This is a genomic window from Gudongella oleilytica (assembly GCF_004101785.1).
GTDB classification, from domain to species: domain Bacteria; phylum Bacillota; class Clostridia; order Tissierellales; family Tissierellaceae; genus Gudongella; species Gudongella oleilytica.
The window spans coordinates 626,738-644,720 of sequence record NZ_CP035130.1 but is presented as its reverse complement, the minus strand read 5'-3'; the positions used below and the strand labels follow the sequence as shown (position 1 = coordinate 644,720).

The following is a 17,983-nucleotide window of genomic DNA, read 5'->3' as shown; positions in this document are numbered from 1 at the left end:
TTATTCGAACTCCTTGAACAACTTCTGGAAGTCTTCAATGCTGTCCTTTATGTGGTAAACATGTTGGTCTTCTGGGAATTTCCCAGTCTTTACATCATCCACATACTCTTTGAATGCATTTGTGATAACTTCCGCTACATTGGCATATTTCTTAACAAATTTAGGTGTGAATGCCTGGAACAAGCCCAGCATATCTCCACATATTATCAGCTGCCCGTCGCATGGAAGTCCAGCACCTATAGAATATACAGGTATTGTCAGCTTATTGGCTATGAACTCGGTTAGCTCAGGTGGTACTGCCTCAACCAACAGGGCAAGAGCTCCAGCTTCCTGTACTGCAAGTGCATCCTTTATCAAGTCTCTTGCACTGTCTACATAAAGACCCTGTGCTTTGAAACCACCTAATTGTCCTGCACTTTGAGGCGTCAAGCCTATATGGCCAAATACTACAATACCAGCATCAGCAATCGCCTTGATCCTGCTTGCAACCCTTACTCCACCCTCAAGCTTTATAGCATCACAATCTGCTTCTTTCAGGAACCTGACAGCATTTGCAACTGCCTCACCATCGGTTGTGTGGTATGAGCCGAATGGCATATCTCCGATAACGAAGGTATTGGGAGCTCCTCTTCTTACTGCCTGGCAGTGGGATATACAGTCATCCATAGTTACCGGAACTGTCCCCTTGTAACCGAGAACTACCATTCCAAGTGAGTCTCCAACAAGAATCATATCCATTCCTGCCTGCTCAGCAAAGGAAGCCATTGGGAAGTCGTAAGCCGTTATCCAGGTTGCCTTTTCCTTGTTTTCCTTCATTTTGTAAAGATCCAATATACTCTTTTTCTTTGCCATAATTTTCCCTCCTATTTATTGTTAAATTCTTTACCTTTTCATAGGTTGTGGCAGTAGTATTTGCTGCAATTCTATTTACTTGTTTATTCGATCCGCCTATCCTGATGACCTACCTCCGAAATTTTACCTGCTGACTTCGTATTATTGTATATACTATTTAGCATCTTTTCCCATGAATCTTGAAAGATAGATCATAGCCAAAGGCGATACTAAAGCTCCTATACCAACTATCATGAAGGGCAATCCCCAATTGGGATATTCGATAGTCATTGAAAGACCCTTGTTGATGCTTCCCAATACGCGTCCAAATACATAGGGAGAAATGATGGTCGCACCAAATCCGACTGCAGACTGCACTCCAAGGAGTGTGGCGGTCTTGTCCGTGTCAGCGTATTCAGTGAGTATGACCTTATATATCCCGGAATCGGCAACGGCCCAAAAACCTACCCATAGAGCTATGGCTATTACCATTGCAGGGTTCATGCTGCTCATAAGACCGAATGCAAGCTCACCAAGTATGCTGAAAATTGAGGCTGCCATAATAAGCTTTATCTTGTTTAGTTTATCTGACATATAGCTAACTATAAATACTGAAGGAGCACCCAGAAGTATTACGTATGCTGCTATCCTTCCTCCATTTGCAACTGCCTCTGCCTGAGTCGCACCACCAAGATATATGACAGATGACAAGTAACTGCCTATCCAGCCCCAGAAGGTGTAAAGCTCCCACATGTGTCCGGCATAGGCTATTATCGATATTGCTATTACTGTATTTTTGAAATTCTTATTTATTATCTTCTCAGAGGGATGACTTGATTTTTGAATTGCAGGACTCGCTGTATCCTTTGGTTTTTCTTCAATAAACAGTATCAGCAGAAAACCTGCGATAAGGGCTGGTACTGATGTCCAGAATATCCCTGATCTCCACCCGCTGGCTGCAGCAATAGGAGAAGCAATGAAGTAACCTCCGGCATAAGCTATCGTCAATGCAGCTGTATAAGCACCAACAGCCATCCCTCTTTCCTTTTTGTCAAACCAGTTGGTCAGAAGTGCAATCCCTGGTGCATAAATCGCTCCAGCGCTTAGACCTGTTAGTATTCTGAAGAATAATGTGCTCTCAAATCCATTGGCAAGAAGTGAGAACATTATCGAGAATAAACCGGTAAGAATGGTTGCTATGGAAACAATTTTTTTCCTTCCAAATCTGTCAGCAAGCCAGCCTGTAAATATTACGGTCAGTACATAACCGGCCTGAAAAACAGAAAGTATTGTGCCCATTTCTGCTGTGGTCAGCGAAAGATCTGACTGAATAAAGCTGGATACTGCTGAGAAATTATACCAAGGCAAGTACCCCAGTATCATTGTGAATACCATTATCAATAGAACCTTGTATTTTTTTGCCATATTTATCCCCCAGTTGTTCAATTGTATAATCAACGTTAGAAAGGTTTATCTTTCTTTATTGCTTAACTTCCAGCCAATTGCCTTTGACATTTCTCCTGCGGTCTGTAATACAAATTTGAGATTTTTATCAAAATTATCCTTTATCCTGAATGCAGGACCAGAAATACTTATTGCTGCTGAAACCAGGCCGTTTGAATCTTGAATTGGTGCCGCGATACAATATAGTCCTTCCTCAGCTTCCTCGTTGTCTATAGCATAACCTTGATCTTTGATTTTCTTAAATTCAAGCCGAAGCTCCTCCCTATCAGTTATGGTGTTTTGGGTCCTCCTTGAAAGTGTCGTGCTGGCAAGGTATTCTTCGATTTTATCGTCACTCATGTTTGCCAGTAAAACCTTCCCAAAGGAAGTGATATAGGGTTCATCCCTGAAGCTCATATTTGAGGTGTGAGTAAGATTCTTGTTTGATCTTACTTTATCGACAAGGTAGGTCTTATAATCCTCAAGCACGCAGAAATGTACAGTCTCACCGGTTTTATCAGACAGATCCATAAGGAATGGCCTTCCCAATTCTGCCAGGGAATTTTCCCTTACAAGCTTTCCCGATATGGAAAACAGGACCCTGCCAGGGGTGTACTTCTTGCTTATCTTGTCTTGGGTCATATAGTTCAATTCAACAAGGGACGAGAGTATCCTGTGAGTAGTACTTGCAGGCAACTCAACTGCCTCGCTTATATCTATAACACCTATCCCGTCCCTTGAGTCGACAACCGCTTCTATGATCTTACATATTCTATCTACGCTTTGCATCTATTTCACTCTCCGATAATTCCACTGATTGGAATCATATTCTATTGGTTGATATAATTATATGGCTAAAAAAATACCTTGTCAATTGAATGACAAGGTATTTCGTAAATTTTTGATTATTTTATCCTCTTTTTAATGATACAATTATCAATCCAGCAAACACAAGAGCTATCCCAATCCATGATATAGGCGACAACTGCTCCTTCAACAGGAATACGCCCAGCATTGATGCTGTTGCAGGCTCTGTAAGAGATAGTGTCACTGCCTTATGCAAGGGTATACCTGACAGACCGTAAGTAAAAAGGACATAGGCCATGGCTGTCGCAAGGAGTCCCAAGTGAAGAGCTACTCCTATTCCTTGAATTGATCTAAGCCAGCTTAAGTCATACACAAACAGTAACGGTGATAAAAGTATAGCTCCAATGAAAAACACTACACCTGTAACTGCTAATGTTGAGTACTTGTCCAGAAGCTGCTTGCTGAACGCAGTGTATCCGGCGTATGCCGCTCCAGCGGCAAGTGCCAATAACACGCCACTTACATTAGCTGTAAGTTCCTGCCCTCCAGTTATTAGGAGAATACACCCTATTATTGAAACGATAGTTGCAACGATCCACTTGGAGTCTGGCTTTTCTCTTCCCATTACCATTGAGAATATACCTGCAAAAACTGGAGCACTCCCGATGGCTACAACAGTACCCATTGCAACACCTGTCTTCAGTACAGCTGCAAAAAAGAATAGCTGGTACGCTGCTACACTTACCGCAGATATGTAAGTATTTGGATTCAGCCAGATCTCTTTACCCTTTACCGCGCCCTTTGATAATGCAAGGATGGTTAAGGCTGTTCCTCCAACTGCAAGTCTTACTGCTCCTATTGATAACGGAGATGTACCGACTGGGGCAAAATGCTGAGCGGTCCCGGTTGTACCCCAGAGCACTGATCCGGCCAGGACCATGAGTATGTAAAATGCTTCGTTTTTCTTCATTATGCTGCTCCTTAGTAAGGTTTTTGATATGACTGTATTCTATCACCTTTAGCTAATCAATGCCATATATTGGACCTACCATTTAAAATATAAAGCACCACATTCTATAATGTCTACTATAGATTGTAGTGCTGTTAGACTTGGTACGCCCAGAGGGATCCGACCCCCGAACAACGATTTAATTGAACTTAAAAAGCAGGGATAGTCGTAAGAGATCGGAGTAAAAATAGAGAAATCATTTGGGATGGTACCCCATAGCTGACACAAATGTAAATAATAAAAACAAGGGTTGAAATTTCTCTAAGCCGTATACTTGATATATCTTAGAAGTAAAATCAGCAAGACCGCCCAACAAAAATGTTCCTACAAATGCAGCCTTCAAGGTAATTACTGAATCTTCTTCTCTTTTAAAGTTTATTATCATTATTGCAATAAGAGCCAACGCTATACCAATTACTTGTGAAATTTGGGTACTTCTCGGTAAGTGTGACGGATAAATCATAGTAGTGTTGTATCCTTGATACTGCTCCACAAACTCATTTATGAATGATTGGATCCATAGATAGATCATAAACTCACTACTTGCGATGATTTGTGAACCAATGCGCAATTGCATACATTTTGGTATATCTTTTTGGTTTTATCCTTTCTAATCAAATTTCCTATCGTAAAGCATCGCTGCAATCATAACGACGAATATTGATCCAGCATTATGAACTAATGCACCTGTAGTTGGAGTCAGCCAACCAAAAAATGACATTATGATAGCTAAAAAATTGATAACCAAAGACAAAAATATACTGAATTTTATCGTTCTAACTGTTGCATTGGAAAGACGCTTTAAATATGGTATCTTAGATATATCGTCACTCATAAGCGCTATATCAGCAGCTTCAACAGCTATATCACTACCCATGGCTCCCATTGCTACGCCTACTGATGCAGCCTTGAGAGCAGGAGCATCGTTTACACCATCTCCTATCATACATACTGACTTACCATCCTTGAGAAGTTTAATAATATTATTCACTTTATCTTCAGGAAGTAATCCAGCCTGAACAGAAGTTATCCCAACTTGCTCTGCAAAATAATTTGCCGTCCAATGATTGTCTCCTGTTAGAAGAATTGTTTGAGTTCCCATACTGTTTAGATCAGCTACCATACGATTAGCCGTATTTCTCAATACATCTGAAAGACCTATTACTCCTACGCAAATCCCATCCACCGCTGCCAAGATCGAAGCTTTCCCTTGTTTTTGAAGATTATCCAGTATATTGCTTATTTTATTTGAAATCTCGATACTGTTTTCTTTAAGATAGCTAACGTTTCCACAGTGCAAATCCTTATTTTCTACTTTGGCAAATATTCCCTTGCCTGCACTCATTTGAAATCCAAGTGAATCTTTTAATTTAAGCTTCTTTTCCTTTGCATGCTTGACTATCGCTCTCCCTACAGGATGCTCACTTCTTAGCTCTGCTGAGGCTACCAATATTAGGAGTTCATCATCACTAATATCATCTGACAAAGGTATTATATCACTTATTTCCAGACTCCCATGTGTCAATGTACCTGTCTTATCAAATGCTATCGTGTCTACTTTCCCCATCTTCTCTAATGCTTCCCCAGATTTAATAATGATGCCATGCTTCGTAGCTTGCCCGATCGCTGCCATAATGGCTGTGGGAGTAGCTAAAACTAAAGCACAAGGACAGAAAACAACAAGTATTGTAACTCCACGAACTATATCCTCAGTAACTAAATAAGTAATGATCGCAAGTAGCAATGCAGCAGGAACAAGCCATATTGCCCATCTATCTGCTACTCGTTGTATCTTAGCTTGTTTGTTCTCGGCATCTTTTACCATCCGGATAAGCTTCTGTAAAGAACTGTCTTCACCTACGTTTGTCGCCTCAATATCGATTGCGCCAAATTGGTTGATCGTGCCGCAATATACATTATCTCCAACTTCTTTATCTACAGGGAGTGATTCGCCTGTCATGATCGCTTGATCAACTGACGTAGCTCCAACGACTATCTTTCCATCAACTGGAATTGCTTCACCAGGAAGAACTCTAAGTCTATCGCCCACTCTTATTTCTTCTACATTAACCATTTTCTCATTACCTTCATTGAGTACACGCCCTTGTTGAGGTGTAAGTCCGATAAGTTTCTTAATTCCTTTCTTTGACCTTTCTGCAGTCTTATCCTCTAGAATTCCACCTAAAGCCATTATGAAAGCTACTTCACCCGCTGCGAAAACATCTCCAATTGCTATCGCTGCTATCATAGCTATGGATATTAATAACGCAGACGAAATTTTACTCATCCCTTCATTGTATATGACTCTCCAAATGGCTAGAGATAAAAGAGGTATCCCTGATATTAAAACTGAAAACCATGCTGGATCAAATAAAATATCTATTTTATTCAGCATGAATACAAGACTTACAACCAGGAATATACCGCTTATGATTGTCAAAGGAACTCCAGATAAAATGTGATTCAATTTTTTCATTGTCTAACCTCCAGTTGAATTATATCTTGAGTAGTGGTACAATATATTCAATATCGAACATAATGTCCATTATAATTATAGAAATGATTTAATTGACTTTCAACAACTAAAAAAGAGGTTATGTAAGATATTGGACAACTTATTGATTTTGTATGGAGGGAACAATATGGATAGAAGGCAAAGAAAAACTAGAGATTCTATTTTTGAGGCATTTAGTAATCTCCTTGAGAAAAAGCGATACAGCAATGTTACCGTCCAGGAAATCATTGAGGAAGCGGATATTGGGCGAAGCACTTTTTATTCACATTTCAATACTAAAGATGATCTATTAAAATCAATGTGCACTGATATCTTCAGTCACGTATTTTTAGACGATCTAACGGCAGAAGTAACACATGACTTTTCAAGCAGAAATAATGGGCTTGAAGCGAGATTATCCCATATACTTCATCATCTAAAAGATAATAAGAACAATATGATCGGCATACTATCGAGTGAGAGTGGAGAACTTCTAATGAAATATTTTAAAGAATATCTCCAGATTATGTTTTCCGATTATCTTGATGAAATTGAAACTAATGCACCTGTTGATTTTGTTTTAAACCATCTAGTTGGAAGCTTCGCTGAAACTGTGATGTGGTGGATTAGAAACAGAATGAAATATACCCCTGAAGATACAGCCAAATATTTCATTGAAATTAACAGATTTGACATCTCAGATAGAAGTACTTCGTAAGCATCAAATGATTGAGGAAATCGCATATTGATTTGAAACATCGAACGATTGAAATCTCAATATTATCTTAGGATTTTTTAAAGCAAAAAAAGGATTTCACCCCATTCGTGTCGAATATATTAAGTGAGAACAAAACATTTCAACTCGACAGGAGTGAATCCCTTACTATGTATATTTGACAAACGACTCTATTTCCTTCGAAGAAATTATTAAATTTCAGCAACAATCTAGGATCGAAATGATCTTAGACCAGATCGACCTATCTGTAGTTGCCAGGAAACTTAAGAAATCAAATTTCATGAGATGTCCTAAGGGCTACAGACCTGAAACTCTCATAGCCGCATTGATCGCAATGCAAGTTGAAAAAATACCGACCATCAAGCATCTGGTTAAACGAATCAATGAAGACCCTGTATTCGGGTACTCTTGTGGTTTTGAAGTACTCGGCAGCGTACCTCCTGAGTCAACATTCTCAAGGTTTTCAGACAAGCTCTCTAACTCTGAATGCCTCAATGATCTTTTCCATGAGCTTGTGCCCAAAGCTAAAGATATGAGAATTATTGATGGAACAAGAGTTGCCATCGGCTCAGCAAAGATCGATGCTTTTGAAGCATCCAAACCAAAGAAGGATATCATTAATGATGGAGTTCATCCCAATTGGGGGATGAAAAGGGACACTAATGGCAACAAGATCAGGTGGTCATGTGCAACTATATCCAATTTAACCTCCTCACCCTGACATCAGCCGCAATCATTTGTAAGGAGAGCAGCCCTAATAAAGCACCCTAGACCACTCTCCCATAACACATTACTGTTCCTTCTTGATTACTCTAATTATACCTTTTTTCCACATTATCCTTGCCCCTATAAGGGTAACAGGCAGCATAAGAATTATAGCTATCCCTTCAAGTCCAGGCCTTAAAACTCCAAAAATTGCTCCTGCAGAAACTAAAATAACGGGCAAAAGTATTGATAATAACTTATTTACAATTATATATTCGCCCTGTTCCTTTCCGATTAATCCCATTAGCATCCCTCCAAACAATGCTGGCAAAATATACGCTGTTGCCTGCCTTACAACCGGTGTTTCCAATACCGGTCTAAGAGGTACTATCAATAGAACACCTAAAGTTATTACAAACATGGTTAAGATTGATGAAGCTGCGACTGCAACAGTAGCTATTGCATCTCCTTCTGGTGTATTCTGCTCAGTCTTGGAAATCCTTTGTGCATTAAGAACGCAAGGAATTTTGAGGTTTAGAATATTTCCAGTTAGAAATGTCAAGTAGCTTGAAGATCCAAGTATCGGCGTATAACTGATTACCTCTGAAATTGTTATGGGTATGAAAAGCGCCAGTAACCCCACACCTCCCTTTACAACTGCTGAAATGGGAGGAAAGGCATCATATACGAAACCTATTATAAATGGAATTAAAAGCATGTATATTATTGCCACCAATGCTCCCAACCTTCCAAACCTATGTACCCACTGGTTATAATCATCAAGTATTATTCGTTCCTTAGATGTTTTCATTATATCCCTCCTACCCCAATAGTCTCTGCCAGAATACCGATGTAGCCATAGCCAGTATAAGTGTAAGTGCTAAAACGAAGTTACCTAGCCAGTATACTTTGAATTTCTTTATTATGATTCCAAGTATAACCGTAATAAATGCACTTGTTCCAAGTGTCAAGGCACTTATCCTATCAGAAATCACCATTATAGGAATAAAGACCGCTAATAGTGTCAGCATAAAACTTGAGTTCATTACCACACCCCAAGTATTTTCCTTCTTTTCTCTTGCTGCCATAAGCCCTACCATCATCTTTTTCCCAAAAGGTATAAGAACCATAAGCCCACCTAATATTCCAATTGTCATCACTATCATCATCGAAACAAAAACCGTCGGGTCATTTGCCTCTACCATAGCAGCTATGGAAGAGTACTCCATGCCTTTAGCAGCCATATCCGCAGCCATCAGTTCATAGCTAACCGAACCAATTACAGACAATCTCCACCATGGCCAAGGTATTCCCAAAACAGCCGCTAAAGAGAAAAATCCAACTACTATTGCAATACTAGGAACTACAGTAAAAGCTAGGGATGATTTAATTACATCATTAACTTGTTTTTTTGACATCCCCAGTTCTAATGACCTCCTGTAACTCCTAACCAGAAATATGGACGCATATATTGTTATATATATAAGGCCAATAATTACCAGAGTATAAAGTAGTGATCCGTTAGAAATTTCCGTAAACCCCAATGCTTTTCCTCCTTTCAGTTTTTTTATTTATTCTCTTCAAGCCATTTTATTGCAGCATAAGCGTAGATTGCAGCACCTCTTGGCAATACTGCCTCATTAAAATCTGCCTTTGGATGGTGTTGTGGATATGCATAACCATTGTTTGAATCTCCTGCCGAAAGTGCCAACATGATGGTTGGAACCTTTTCACTTACAAAAGCAAAGTCCTCAGATCCTGACATCGTGGTATTTCCCATTACATCTTCCCACTTAAGAACGCCTTCTCCATCGAACAGTTCATTCAGGGATTCAAATACTTCCCTGGAAAGCTTCCCATCCACCAACAATGAAGGACAGCCATCTATTATATTGACATCCGCTTTTGCTCTCAACGCTACTGAAGTATTTATAGAAATATCTTTGATTCTTTCCTTAATAAAATTTCTGATTTCAGGATTGAAGGTTCTTATTGTACCATTCATTTGAGCCTTGTCAGGTATAACATTTGATGTATCGCCAGCCTTGAACATCCCTATAGTGAGAACCGCTGTTTCTGAAGGTGGAATTTCTCTTGAATTGATTGTCTGAAGCGATTGGTAAATATGAGTGGCTACGTTGATGGGATCAATGGTTGTATTAGGCATCGCACCATGTCCACCCTTTCCCTGAACATGTATCTCAAACCAATCAGAAGCCGCCGAGCAGGTCCCCTCCGGAGGTATCACAACTATCCCTTCGGGTGATGGCACACCTGTCATTACATGAATCATAAGTGCCGCATCCACGCTTGGGTTCTCGAGCACTCCAGCTTTAATCATATCCTTTGCTCCCATTAAGGTTTCTTCCGCTGGCTGAAACATTAATTTAACCCTTCCGGGTATTTCATCCTCTACTTCTTTTAATATCTTTGCGGCTCCAAGCATCATTGCTGTGTGAAAGTCGTGTCCACAAGCATGCATCCTTCCAGATTCTGACTTAAACTCAAGGTCTGTTTCCTCCTTCACAGGTAGGGCGTCCATGTCCCCTCTTATCAGGAAAACCTTCCCATCATGATCAGAACCGGCAATGGCAACCAATCCAGATTTACCACAGTCCTGAACATCATAGCCCATTTCTGTGAGCCTCTTTCTTACATACCCCACTGTAACAGGTAATTCCAGGCCCAGTTCAGGATTCTGATGCAAGAAACGCCTGTCCCTTACAAGGTCTTCGCTGATTTCATTTGCAAGTTCAACTATCCTTTTGCTTTTTAGCATAATACCACCCTTTCATTATTGGTCATTATTGGTCATGTCTATTTATAGATATATTAGCAGAAGTTTTCTAAATAGTCAACCTATTATTTACATCTGCATCCATTGATTATCTTTGCCTTTTAATGTCATTTATTGTATTATGTTTGTGAGGTGATACACTTGAAAGTTTCCATAGGTTTAATAACTTCACAGCCACATATCCCCAATTTACAGATTGTGGAGTCAAGACTTAACAAGTTATGTAATATCAAATATCTGATCATAAATAAAAACGAGGATATTATAAGCCACTTTATTGAAAACTTCAATGAAGTTGATGCATTTGTCTTTTCAGGCACGTTGCTTCACAAGTATCTTACACAGAATGTTGATACCGCAGGCAAACCTTGCTATGTTATTTACGATTATCTGGCCAACGTTTACAAGGAGATTTTCTCAATATTTATGCACAACCCCCATATCGAACCAAACAGAGTCTACATAGACTTTGTAAACAAGGATTATATCCACGAATTTGAAGACATCTTTCAGCCAGACAATATGCCCTATGTATTTGCACACGCCCCCGAAGACCCATTAGAATACGTTGAATTTGTCCGTAACAACCATCTTAGACTATGGAGAGAAAAAAAAATTGACTTGTCAATTACAAGGTTTGGAATGCTTACAGAGGAGCTTGATAAAGAAGGGGTTAATTATCATTTCATCCACCCACCCGTGGAATATCTAATGAATCTTTTTATGAGTGTAATCAACGAAATAAAACTAATGAAACTCGAAAGCAACATGATGGCAACGGTTTATATCGCACCAGTAGCAGGAACCTACAAGTACCTGGACAATTTGGAAATGGATATTAAACTTCTATCTATTCAAAGAGAACTGCTAAACCTTATCAAGGAAGGAACATACGATTTTATAATTCAATCAAATAGCAAGAGAATTGAAATGCATTCAACAATAGAGGAGCTCATGAGGCTGACGGATCAATTTAATACTTGTGAAATCAGAAACTTTCTCAAGAGAAACATTGATATAGATTTTTCAGTAGGTTATGGTAGCGGCAAGAATCCTACGATATCAAAGGTCAATGCCCAAAAAGCCTTTGCCAAATCAGAAGAATCTGGGGGGCAGTACAGTTATTACAAGGCTGAAGATATAGATTCAGTAATTTGTCTGGGCGGTGAGAATCCCCAGGGTCAAGTGTTCAAATCAAACCCATTTGTGGATTCCTTAGCAACTAAACTAGATCTCAACCCAACCTATCTTTACAAAACGATTATTCACGCTACAAAAATTCAATCAAATAAGTATACTTCTCAAAACTTATCTAGTCTTCTCGGAATATCAACAAGGTCTGGCAACAGAATACTTAACAAGCTAGTGGAAAAAGGAGTTGCCACCGTAAATCATATTAAGAATGAGTCAAAAGGAAGACCTATTAAGGAATATAGGCTGTTGTTTCTTGAAAATGACGGAAGTATTAAGTTCTCTTGATTCTGGTCTAATAGATTTTAAAAAATCATAATGCAATTCAATGCAAAAGTGAGTTTGAGATATCTTGTAGGCTGTCTCAAACTCACTCGTATTTAGTAGTTTTTCATCAAATCCCCTATTCCAACACTTCATCAAGGGAAAATTTCTAGACTACCTTAAACTGATCCCCGTCTATATGGATATTGAGCCTCCCTCTGCATACATTTGTAAAGCTTTCTGCGATGGATAATACAAGCCCTGAACCCTGGCTTGACCATCAGATTTATGTAAGTCTACAAATATCCATGTACCTTCAAGGGAGTACTTAAGTGCATTGTCCAAGAGGTTTTGAATAACCCTGTAAAGCTTCTTTCTATCTGAAACCACCTGAACCGGCTCATGAGGAAGGTTCCGCTTAACCACCAAACCCGATGACTTGATGCTGTCATCCATATCAACAACTGTCTGTTCCACCAGTTTTTAAGATCCAGGGTCTCCAAATCAAGACTGATGTTCCCGCTGGTGCTTTTGGCCAGGCCAAACAAATCTGAAACATTGTTATTGAGCCTTTCTGACTTTTCAGACAGGATCCTTACATAATCCCTGAAAACCGGAGACAGATCCTCCGCCCTGGATAGTACGTCCACATATCTTATGATAGAAGTAAGGGGAGTCTTTAGGTCATGGGATACGTTGGGGACCAGGTTGATCTTCATCCTTTCTGCTTTCAGCAGACTACTCGGCCACAGTTCAAAGAATTCGAGGTTTTAGATGAGCAGTTTCATTCAATAATTGCCAATGCAGCATATAACGATGTTCTTCTAAAGTTTGCTCAAAACATAAATAAACTTAGAGGAAGCAAGTTGTGGGGAAACATGAAATACAAGAGTCTTCAAAAGGAAGGAAGAATAACAAGATATAAAGTCGAGCATAAAGCAATCTATTTAGAATTAGTAAACAGAGATTTCAACGAGGTTGACACCTTACCAAAAAATATTTGATTGATATAAAGGCTGATATTTGGATGACGTAGATTAAAAAACAATAAATATTAATAACTATTTATTCATTTAATTAAGGTATTAGTCCGTAATATAGAAACCGGAGAGGAGACCTTGTTAATGGTCTCCTCTCCGGTTTGACGACACTAGTTTTTAGAAAAGTGTATACACGCCCGATCCTGCTACTAAAGCAACTACAAAAACACCTCCTATTGCAACAAGGAACATCTGTACAAACAGTTTTCTTTCCTCTTCCTCTGAAGCTCCTGATGCCTGTACATACGAAGCTAAACCTAAAGAACCTCCAGTCGAAATAGGACTTGTACCAGCAACGTGAGCTGTATTTGTTATCGCTGAAACTAATGCAATAGCAGAAACCCCATCACCCACTGCTTCAATTACTGTATTAACAGTAGGTATAAGTGTAGGCATTACAACTCCTGATGTAGAACTAAACCAAGACATTATACCAGCAGTTAACCCAATAATACTAGGTGCAGTCGATGGAGTCATTATAGAGGCTAGTCCATTTGCCAACAAATTAATTCCACCGAGCTTTATAACCACACTCATAAGCACATTTACTCCAGTTACAAGTATTAGAGTACTCCATGGTATGCCTGCAATAACCTTCTTTTCGTTTGATACTTTTAATAGCAGTAAAAATACACCAATTGTAAATGCTAATAGTCCTACATTAAGTTTAAAAATAATTACTCCAATTACTAAAGCAGCCATTCCTGCTAAGGTTATCATTTGCTTAGTGTTAAACTTCGGCAGCTCTCTCCAGTTTAAAACCATATCTGACTTCATTTTATGACCTTTAAGTACGAAATAAATAACTATAAAATATACTGATTGCGCTATCAAAGAGTTAATGAAATACGGTGTTGCAATTCCTGTAATACCTTGATCAGCCGCTAATGAAATTCCCAGTATGCCAGTAGGAGCAATTGGTGATATACCGCCAGCAGCAGCTCCCAATACAGAAGTTGCTCCTAATAAAAGAGGCGAATACCCCATCGATGCCGCTAGTGCGCAAGTATATGGAGCCATCAATGACATGACTGGTATTGTTCCTGGACCGACTGCAGCGAGAATAGTTGAAAAAACAAAAACTATGATTGGAATAAGGTTTGTTCTCTTTCCTGCAAGAGATACTGTTTTCTTAGCTAGTAACTCTAAAGTACCATTTTCTTGAGAGATACTGAACAAAAACATAACTCCGAGCAAAGTGATAAAAAGACTGGTAGGAAAACCACCTGTAATATCCTTAACACTGACACCCCCAATTGAACCTAAAATCAAAGATAAACCTATAGCTACTAAACCGGTGTTAATCTTTCTAAAGAAACCGATTGCAATAGCTCCTACCAAGAACAATAATGATAACACTTCTAAACCCATCTTAACTCTCCTTTCAAAATTAGATTAATATAAATTAAAAGCAAGTTGATTGCAACTTATCCTCCTCTTTTTAATAAATTATATTAATTAATTGTTATAATTTTTTTACTAAACCCCTGCATATTATATCTCCAACAGATGATGTGGTACCTTTACCTCCCAAATCTGGAGTTAATTTTGCCTTATCTTTAAGTGCGTATACTATTGAATTCAATAGTGCTTCTCCTATATCTTCGTGTCCTAAAAAGTCCAACATCATTTTAATTGACCAAATCATTGCTATCGGGTTAGCAATTCCTTTCCCAGCAATATCAGGTGCGGATCCGTGAACTGGTTCAAACATTGAAGGAAATTTCTTTTCAGGATTTAAGTTTGCACCAGCAGCGAAACCCAAACCACCCTGAAGTGCGGCACCTACATCAGTCATAATATCCCCAAATAGGTTTGAAGCGACCACTACATCAAATCTTTCAGGCTTCTGGACCAAGAACATGGATGCAGCATCTACATGCAGTTCTTCTGTTCTTATATCTGCATATCCCGAAGCTATCTCTTTGAACAATGAATCCCAAAAAACCATGCTGTGATTTAACGCATTGGATTTTGTTATGCTGGTAAGCTTTTTTTCTTTGTTTCTCTTTCTGGAATACTCGAAAGCATATTCCATAGTTTTCTTAGTTGTTTCTCTTGTGAAAATACTTGTCTGAACTGCCAGAGTATCTACACCACCTACTGATTGAATTCCTCCGCTACCTGCGTATTCACCTTCAGTATTCTCTCTTATAAAGACCATATCTATCTCATCTGGGCCTTTCCCTGCCAACGGTCCATTTACATGGGGTAAAAGTTTTATGGGCCTTAAGTTTACATACTGATTAAAACCCTGCCTTATTTTTAAGAGAAGATCCCTAAGTGAAATATGATCTGGAACGTTTGGATAACCTACTGCTCCAAGAAGGATCGCATCGTGCTGCTCAAGCTTTTTCAAGCCATCCTTCTCCATCATTACACCAGTTTTCAAATAATATTCACAACCATAATCATAAAAATTAAGCTTAAAGTCTATATTTCCAGTAAGATCAGAAATTGCTGATAAAACCTTCACAGCTTCCTGCATTACTTCTTTTCCAACTCCATCTCCAGCAATTACAGCTAAATCATATCTTTTCATTTAGCACGTCACCTCTCAGTATCGCAAATTGATACATTCGACATATGGCTTACTAGCTCAGGCTTAATTTTGCCCTTAATTATGTTAGTTGTATCGAGAAGCTTATTTAAGTCAACACCTGTTCTAATTTCCATAGAGTGCAGCATATTTATCAAGTCTTCTGTAGCTACATTTCCAGCTGCACCCGGAGCAAAAGGGCACCCTCCCAGTCCACCTGTTGCTGCCTCAAACTTGTCATAACCGTTTTGTAAAGCTACCAGGATATTTGCAAGGCCCATCCCGCGGGTATCATGCATATGGAAACCAAACCTTAAATCAGGATATTTGACCTTTAAAACTTTCAGCATCCTATCTACTTGCATCGGATTTCCTATCCCAATAGTGTCTGCAAGAAAAATCTCATCTGCACCTATCTGGATCGAATTGTCAATCATGAATTCAACCTGTTCTAAAGGTATATCCCCGAGAAATGGGCATCCAAAAGCCGTGGCTATATCAACCTTAACTCTTAAGTGTGGAAGATTCGACTTTATTATCTTGAGTTCATCGAATGATTCACTTATACTTCTTCTAACATTTTCCTGATTATGCCTCTCGCTTGCCGAAACTACATAGCTGACTTCTTTTATACCGCAATCGCTGGCAAGCTGTGCACCTTTAAGGTTTGGCACCAAAGCCGTAAAAAGTATGTCAGGGTATTTGCTAATCATGTGTTTTGCTACCTCGGTTGCATCTCTCATCTGAGGAACAGCCTTTGGGTTTACAAAAGAAGTAACTTGTATCTTTTTAAATCCTGCCTGGATCAAGCTATCAACAATCTCTATCTTGGTCTCAGTCTCAATAAATTTATCTATGTTCTGGAACCCATCTCTGGGACAAACTTCTGTTATTAAAACCTCTCTAACATTCATAATTTTCTCCTTAAATAACCCTATTAGCCTTAAGCTCATTAACCATCTCACTGTCATAACCCATGTACTCAGCTAGAACCTCTTCATTGTGCTGACCAAGTAGCGGTGCAGGTGTTTTTACAATTGGCTTTGTTTCTGATAGTTTTATGTGTGATCCTGTTATTTTCATTTTCCCAGCAACAGGATGCTCAATATCAACAAACATTTCTCTGGCTTCAGCTATATGTGGGTCTTTAACTATCTGCTCGATATTATAGATTGGGGCACATGGAATGCCTGTTTCTAATAAAGCATCGATAATCTCATCAACTTTCTTGGTAATGGACCACTTTTCGACTATTTCTTTGATATCAACATGTTTTTCTACTCTTTTAGCGTTAGTATTGTATCGTTCATCAGTGATATATTCAGGTGTATTCATTATCTTACAAAGAATAGACCACAGCTTGTCGTTACCGCAAGCTATTACCAGACTACCATCAGATGCTTTGAATGAATCATAAGGATAGGTAGATTCATATCTATTCCCAATTCTCTGAGGTATTCTGCCTTCAACCAGGTAAATTTGATTTATTATTTCCATGCTTGCTACGACTGAATCTACAAGTGCTACATCTACCTTTTGTCCTTCTCCAGTTTTTTCTTTATGCTTTAATGCTGCCAAAACACCTATAGTTACGGATAATCCAGCAAGAACGTCTCCCATAGCAGTACCAGTCCGAGTTGGTTCACCATCAGGCCAGCCTGTTGTACTCATTAGTCCACCCATAGCTTGCGAAATTATGTCATACCCTGCTCTATCCATGTATGGCCCATAATGGCCAAACCCTGAAACACAACCATATACGATCCCTGGATTTATTTTTTTTAGGTTTTCGTAGCCAAGTCCAAGCTTCTCCATTGTTCCTGGTCTGTAGTTCTCCATGACTACATCAGCTTTTTTAATTAGCTCAATAAATATTTCTTTTCCCTTCTCAGATTTGAGATTTAGAGTAATACCCTTTTTATTTCTATTTAGATTCATGTAATACGAACTCTCTCCATTCTTAAAAGGTCCAAATGCTCTACTGTCATCTCCTTTTTCGGGAACCTCGATTTTTATTACCTCTGCACCTAAGTCAGCTAACATCATAGTTGAAAAAGGACCTGCCAATACCCTAGTTAAATCTAACACCATCACCCCAGAAAGTGCTCCTCGATGTGAATTATGCAT

18 protein-coding genes are annotated in these 17,983 nt (G+C 39.0%); 4 read left to right on the top strand and 14 right to left on the bottom strand.

Going from position 1 to position 17,983, the window contains the following annotated elements; translation table 11 throughout:
• The 6 genes from panB to EC328_RS02870 form a co-directional block, all read right to left on the bottom strand.
• Entirely contained in the window at positions 1–852 is an 852-nt protein-coding gene (gene panB / locus EC328_RS02895; RefSeq protein WP_128425408.1) for a 3-methyl-2-oxobutanoate hydroxymethyltransferase, read from the bottom strand.
• Between the two features lie 153 nt (positions 853–1,005).
• Positions 1,006–2,256 carry an MFS transporter gene (locus EC328_RS02890; protein WP_128425407.1) on the bottom strand — a complete coding sequence of 417 codons (1,251 nt, stop codon included), beginning with the start codon at positions 2,254–2,256 and terminating at the stop codon, positions 1,006–1,008.
• Between the two features lie 45 nt (positions 2,257–2,301).
• Complete coding sequence (locus EC328_RS02885; RefSeq protein ID WP_128425406.1) at positions 2,302–3,063, bottom strand: IclR family transcriptional regulator; 762 nt, start codon at positions 3,061–3,063, stop codon at positions 2,302–2,304.
• A gap of 121 nt (positions 3,064–3,184) precedes the next feature.
• Positions 3,185–4,051, bottom strand: a complete 867-nt coding sequence (locus tag EC328_RS02880; protein WP_128425405.1) for an EamA family transporter — start codon at positions 4,049–4,051, stop codon at positions 3,185–3,187.
• A 235-nt stretch (positions 4,052–4,286) separates the two neighbouring features.
• Positions 4,287–4,667, bottom strand: a complete 381-nt coding sequence (locus tag EC328_RS02875) for a hypothetical protein (RefSeq protein WP_128425404.1) — start codon at positions 4,665–4,667, stop codon at positions 4,287–4,289.
• 33 nt (positions 4,668–4,700) lie between these two features.
• The gene (locus EC328_RS02870; RefSeq protein WP_128425403.1) at positions 4,701–6,566 is read right to left on the bottom strand and encodes a heavy metal translocating P-type ATPase; all 1,866 of its coding nucleotides are present in this window, start codon (positions 6,564–6,566) and stop codon (positions 4,701–4,703) included.
• 166 nt (positions 6,567–6,732) lie between these two features.
• Here EC328_RS02870 and EC328_RS02865 point away from each other — a divergent pair, with 166 nt between their 5' ends.
• Positions 6,733–7,302 carry a TetR/AcrR family transcriptional regulator gene (locus EC328_RS02865; protein ID WP_128425402.1) on the top strand — a complete coding sequence of 190 codons (570 nt, stop codon included), beginning with the start codon at positions 6,733–6,735 and terminating at the stop codon, positions 7,300–7,302.
• Positions 7,303–7,477: 175 nt separating this feature from the next.
• Positions 7,478–8,041, top strand: a complete 564-nt coding sequence (locus EC328_RS02860; protein WP_476729733.1) for a transposase — start codon at positions 7,478–7,480, stop codon at positions 8,039–8,041.
• Positions 8,042–8,110: 69 nt separating this feature from the next.
• Here EC328_RS02860 and EC328_RS02855 read toward each other — a convergent pair whose 3' ends face one another.
• The 3 genes from EC328_RS02855 to EC328_RS02845 are packed head-to-tail and all read right to left on the bottom strand — an operon-like array spanning position 8,111 to position 10,804.
• Positions 8,111–8,836 carry a hypothetical protein gene (locus EC328_RS02855; RefSeq protein ID WP_206363905.1) on the bottom strand — a complete coding sequence of 242 codons (726 nt, stop codon included), beginning with the start codon at positions 8,834–8,836 and terminating at the stop codon, positions 8,111–8,113.
• 10 nt (positions 8,837–8,846) lie between these two features.
• On the bottom strand, positions 8,847–9,569 hold the full coding sequence (locus EC328_RS02850; RefSeq protein WP_164906009.1) for a DUF5058 family protein: 723 nt from the start codon (positions 9,567–9,569) through the stop codon (positions 8,847–8,849).
• Positions 9,570–9,592: 23 nt separating this feature from the next.
• A complete protein-coding gene (locus EC328_RS02845; RefSeq protein ID WP_128425399.1) occupies positions 9,593–10,804 on the bottom strand; it encodes a M20 metallopeptidase family protein in 1,212 nt (403 codons plus the stop codon).
• Positions 10,805–10,963: 159 nt separating this feature from the next.
• Between EC328_RS02845 and EC328_RS02840 the strand changes: the two genes are divergently transcribed.
• Positions 10,964–12,301, top strand: a complete 1,338-nt coding sequence (locus tag EC328_RS02840; protein ID WP_128425398.1) for a hypothetical protein — start codon at positions 10,964–10,966, stop codon at positions 12,299–12,301.
• Between the two features lie 272 nt (positions 12,302–12,573).
• On the opposite strand, the gene EC328_RS02835 is transcribed toward EC328_RS02840, so the two are convergent.
• Positions 12,574–12,996 carry a sensor histidine kinase gene (locus EC328_RS02835; RefSeq protein WP_128425397.1) on the bottom strand — a complete coding sequence of 141 codons (423 nt, stop codon included), beginning with the start codon at positions 12,994–12,996 and terminating at the stop codon, positions 12,574–12,576.
• Here EC328_RS02835 and EC328_RS02830 point away from each other — a divergent pair.
• Positions 12,964–13,281 (top strand): FCD domain-containing protein, encoded by a 318-nt coding sequence (locus tag EC328_RS02830; RefSeq protein WP_128425396.1) that lies wholly within the window; start codon positions 12,964–12,966, stop codon positions 13,279–13,281. The two genes, EC328_RS02835 and EC328_RS02830, sit on opposite strands and share 33 nt — an antisense overlap.
• A gap of 153 nt (positions 13,282–13,434) precedes the next feature.
• On the opposite strand, the gene EC328_RS02825 is transcribed toward EC328_RS02830, so the two are convergent.
• From EC328_RS02825 to EC328_RS02810, 4 genes are all read right to left on the bottom strand, one after another.
• Positions 13,435–14,688 (bottom strand): ArsB/NhaD family transporter, encoded by a 1,254-nt coding sequence (locus EC328_RS02825; RefSeq protein ID WP_128425395.1) that lies wholly within the window; start codon positions 14,686–14,688, stop codon positions 13,435–13,437.
• A gap of 94 nt (positions 14,689–14,782) precedes the next feature.
• On the bottom strand, positions 14,783–15,859 hold the full coding sequence (locus tag EC328_RS02820; protein WP_128425394.1) for a tartrate dehydrogenase: 1,077 nt from the start codon (positions 15,857–15,859) through the stop codon (positions 14,783–14,785).
• Between the two features lie 8 nt (positions 15,860–15,867).
• Complete coding sequence (locus EC328_RS02815) at positions 15,868–16,770, bottom strand: hydroxymethylglutaryl-CoA lyase (RefSeq protein ID WP_128425393.1); 903 nt, start codon at positions 16,768–16,770, stop codon at positions 15,868–15,870.
• A 10-nt stretch (positions 16,771–16,780) separates the two neighbouring features.
• On the bottom strand, positions 16,781–17,983 hold the full coding sequence (locus EC328_RS02810) for a CaiB/BaiF CoA transferase family protein (RefSeq protein ID WP_128425392.1): 1,203 nt from the start codon (positions 17,981–17,983) through the stop codon (positions 16,781–16,783).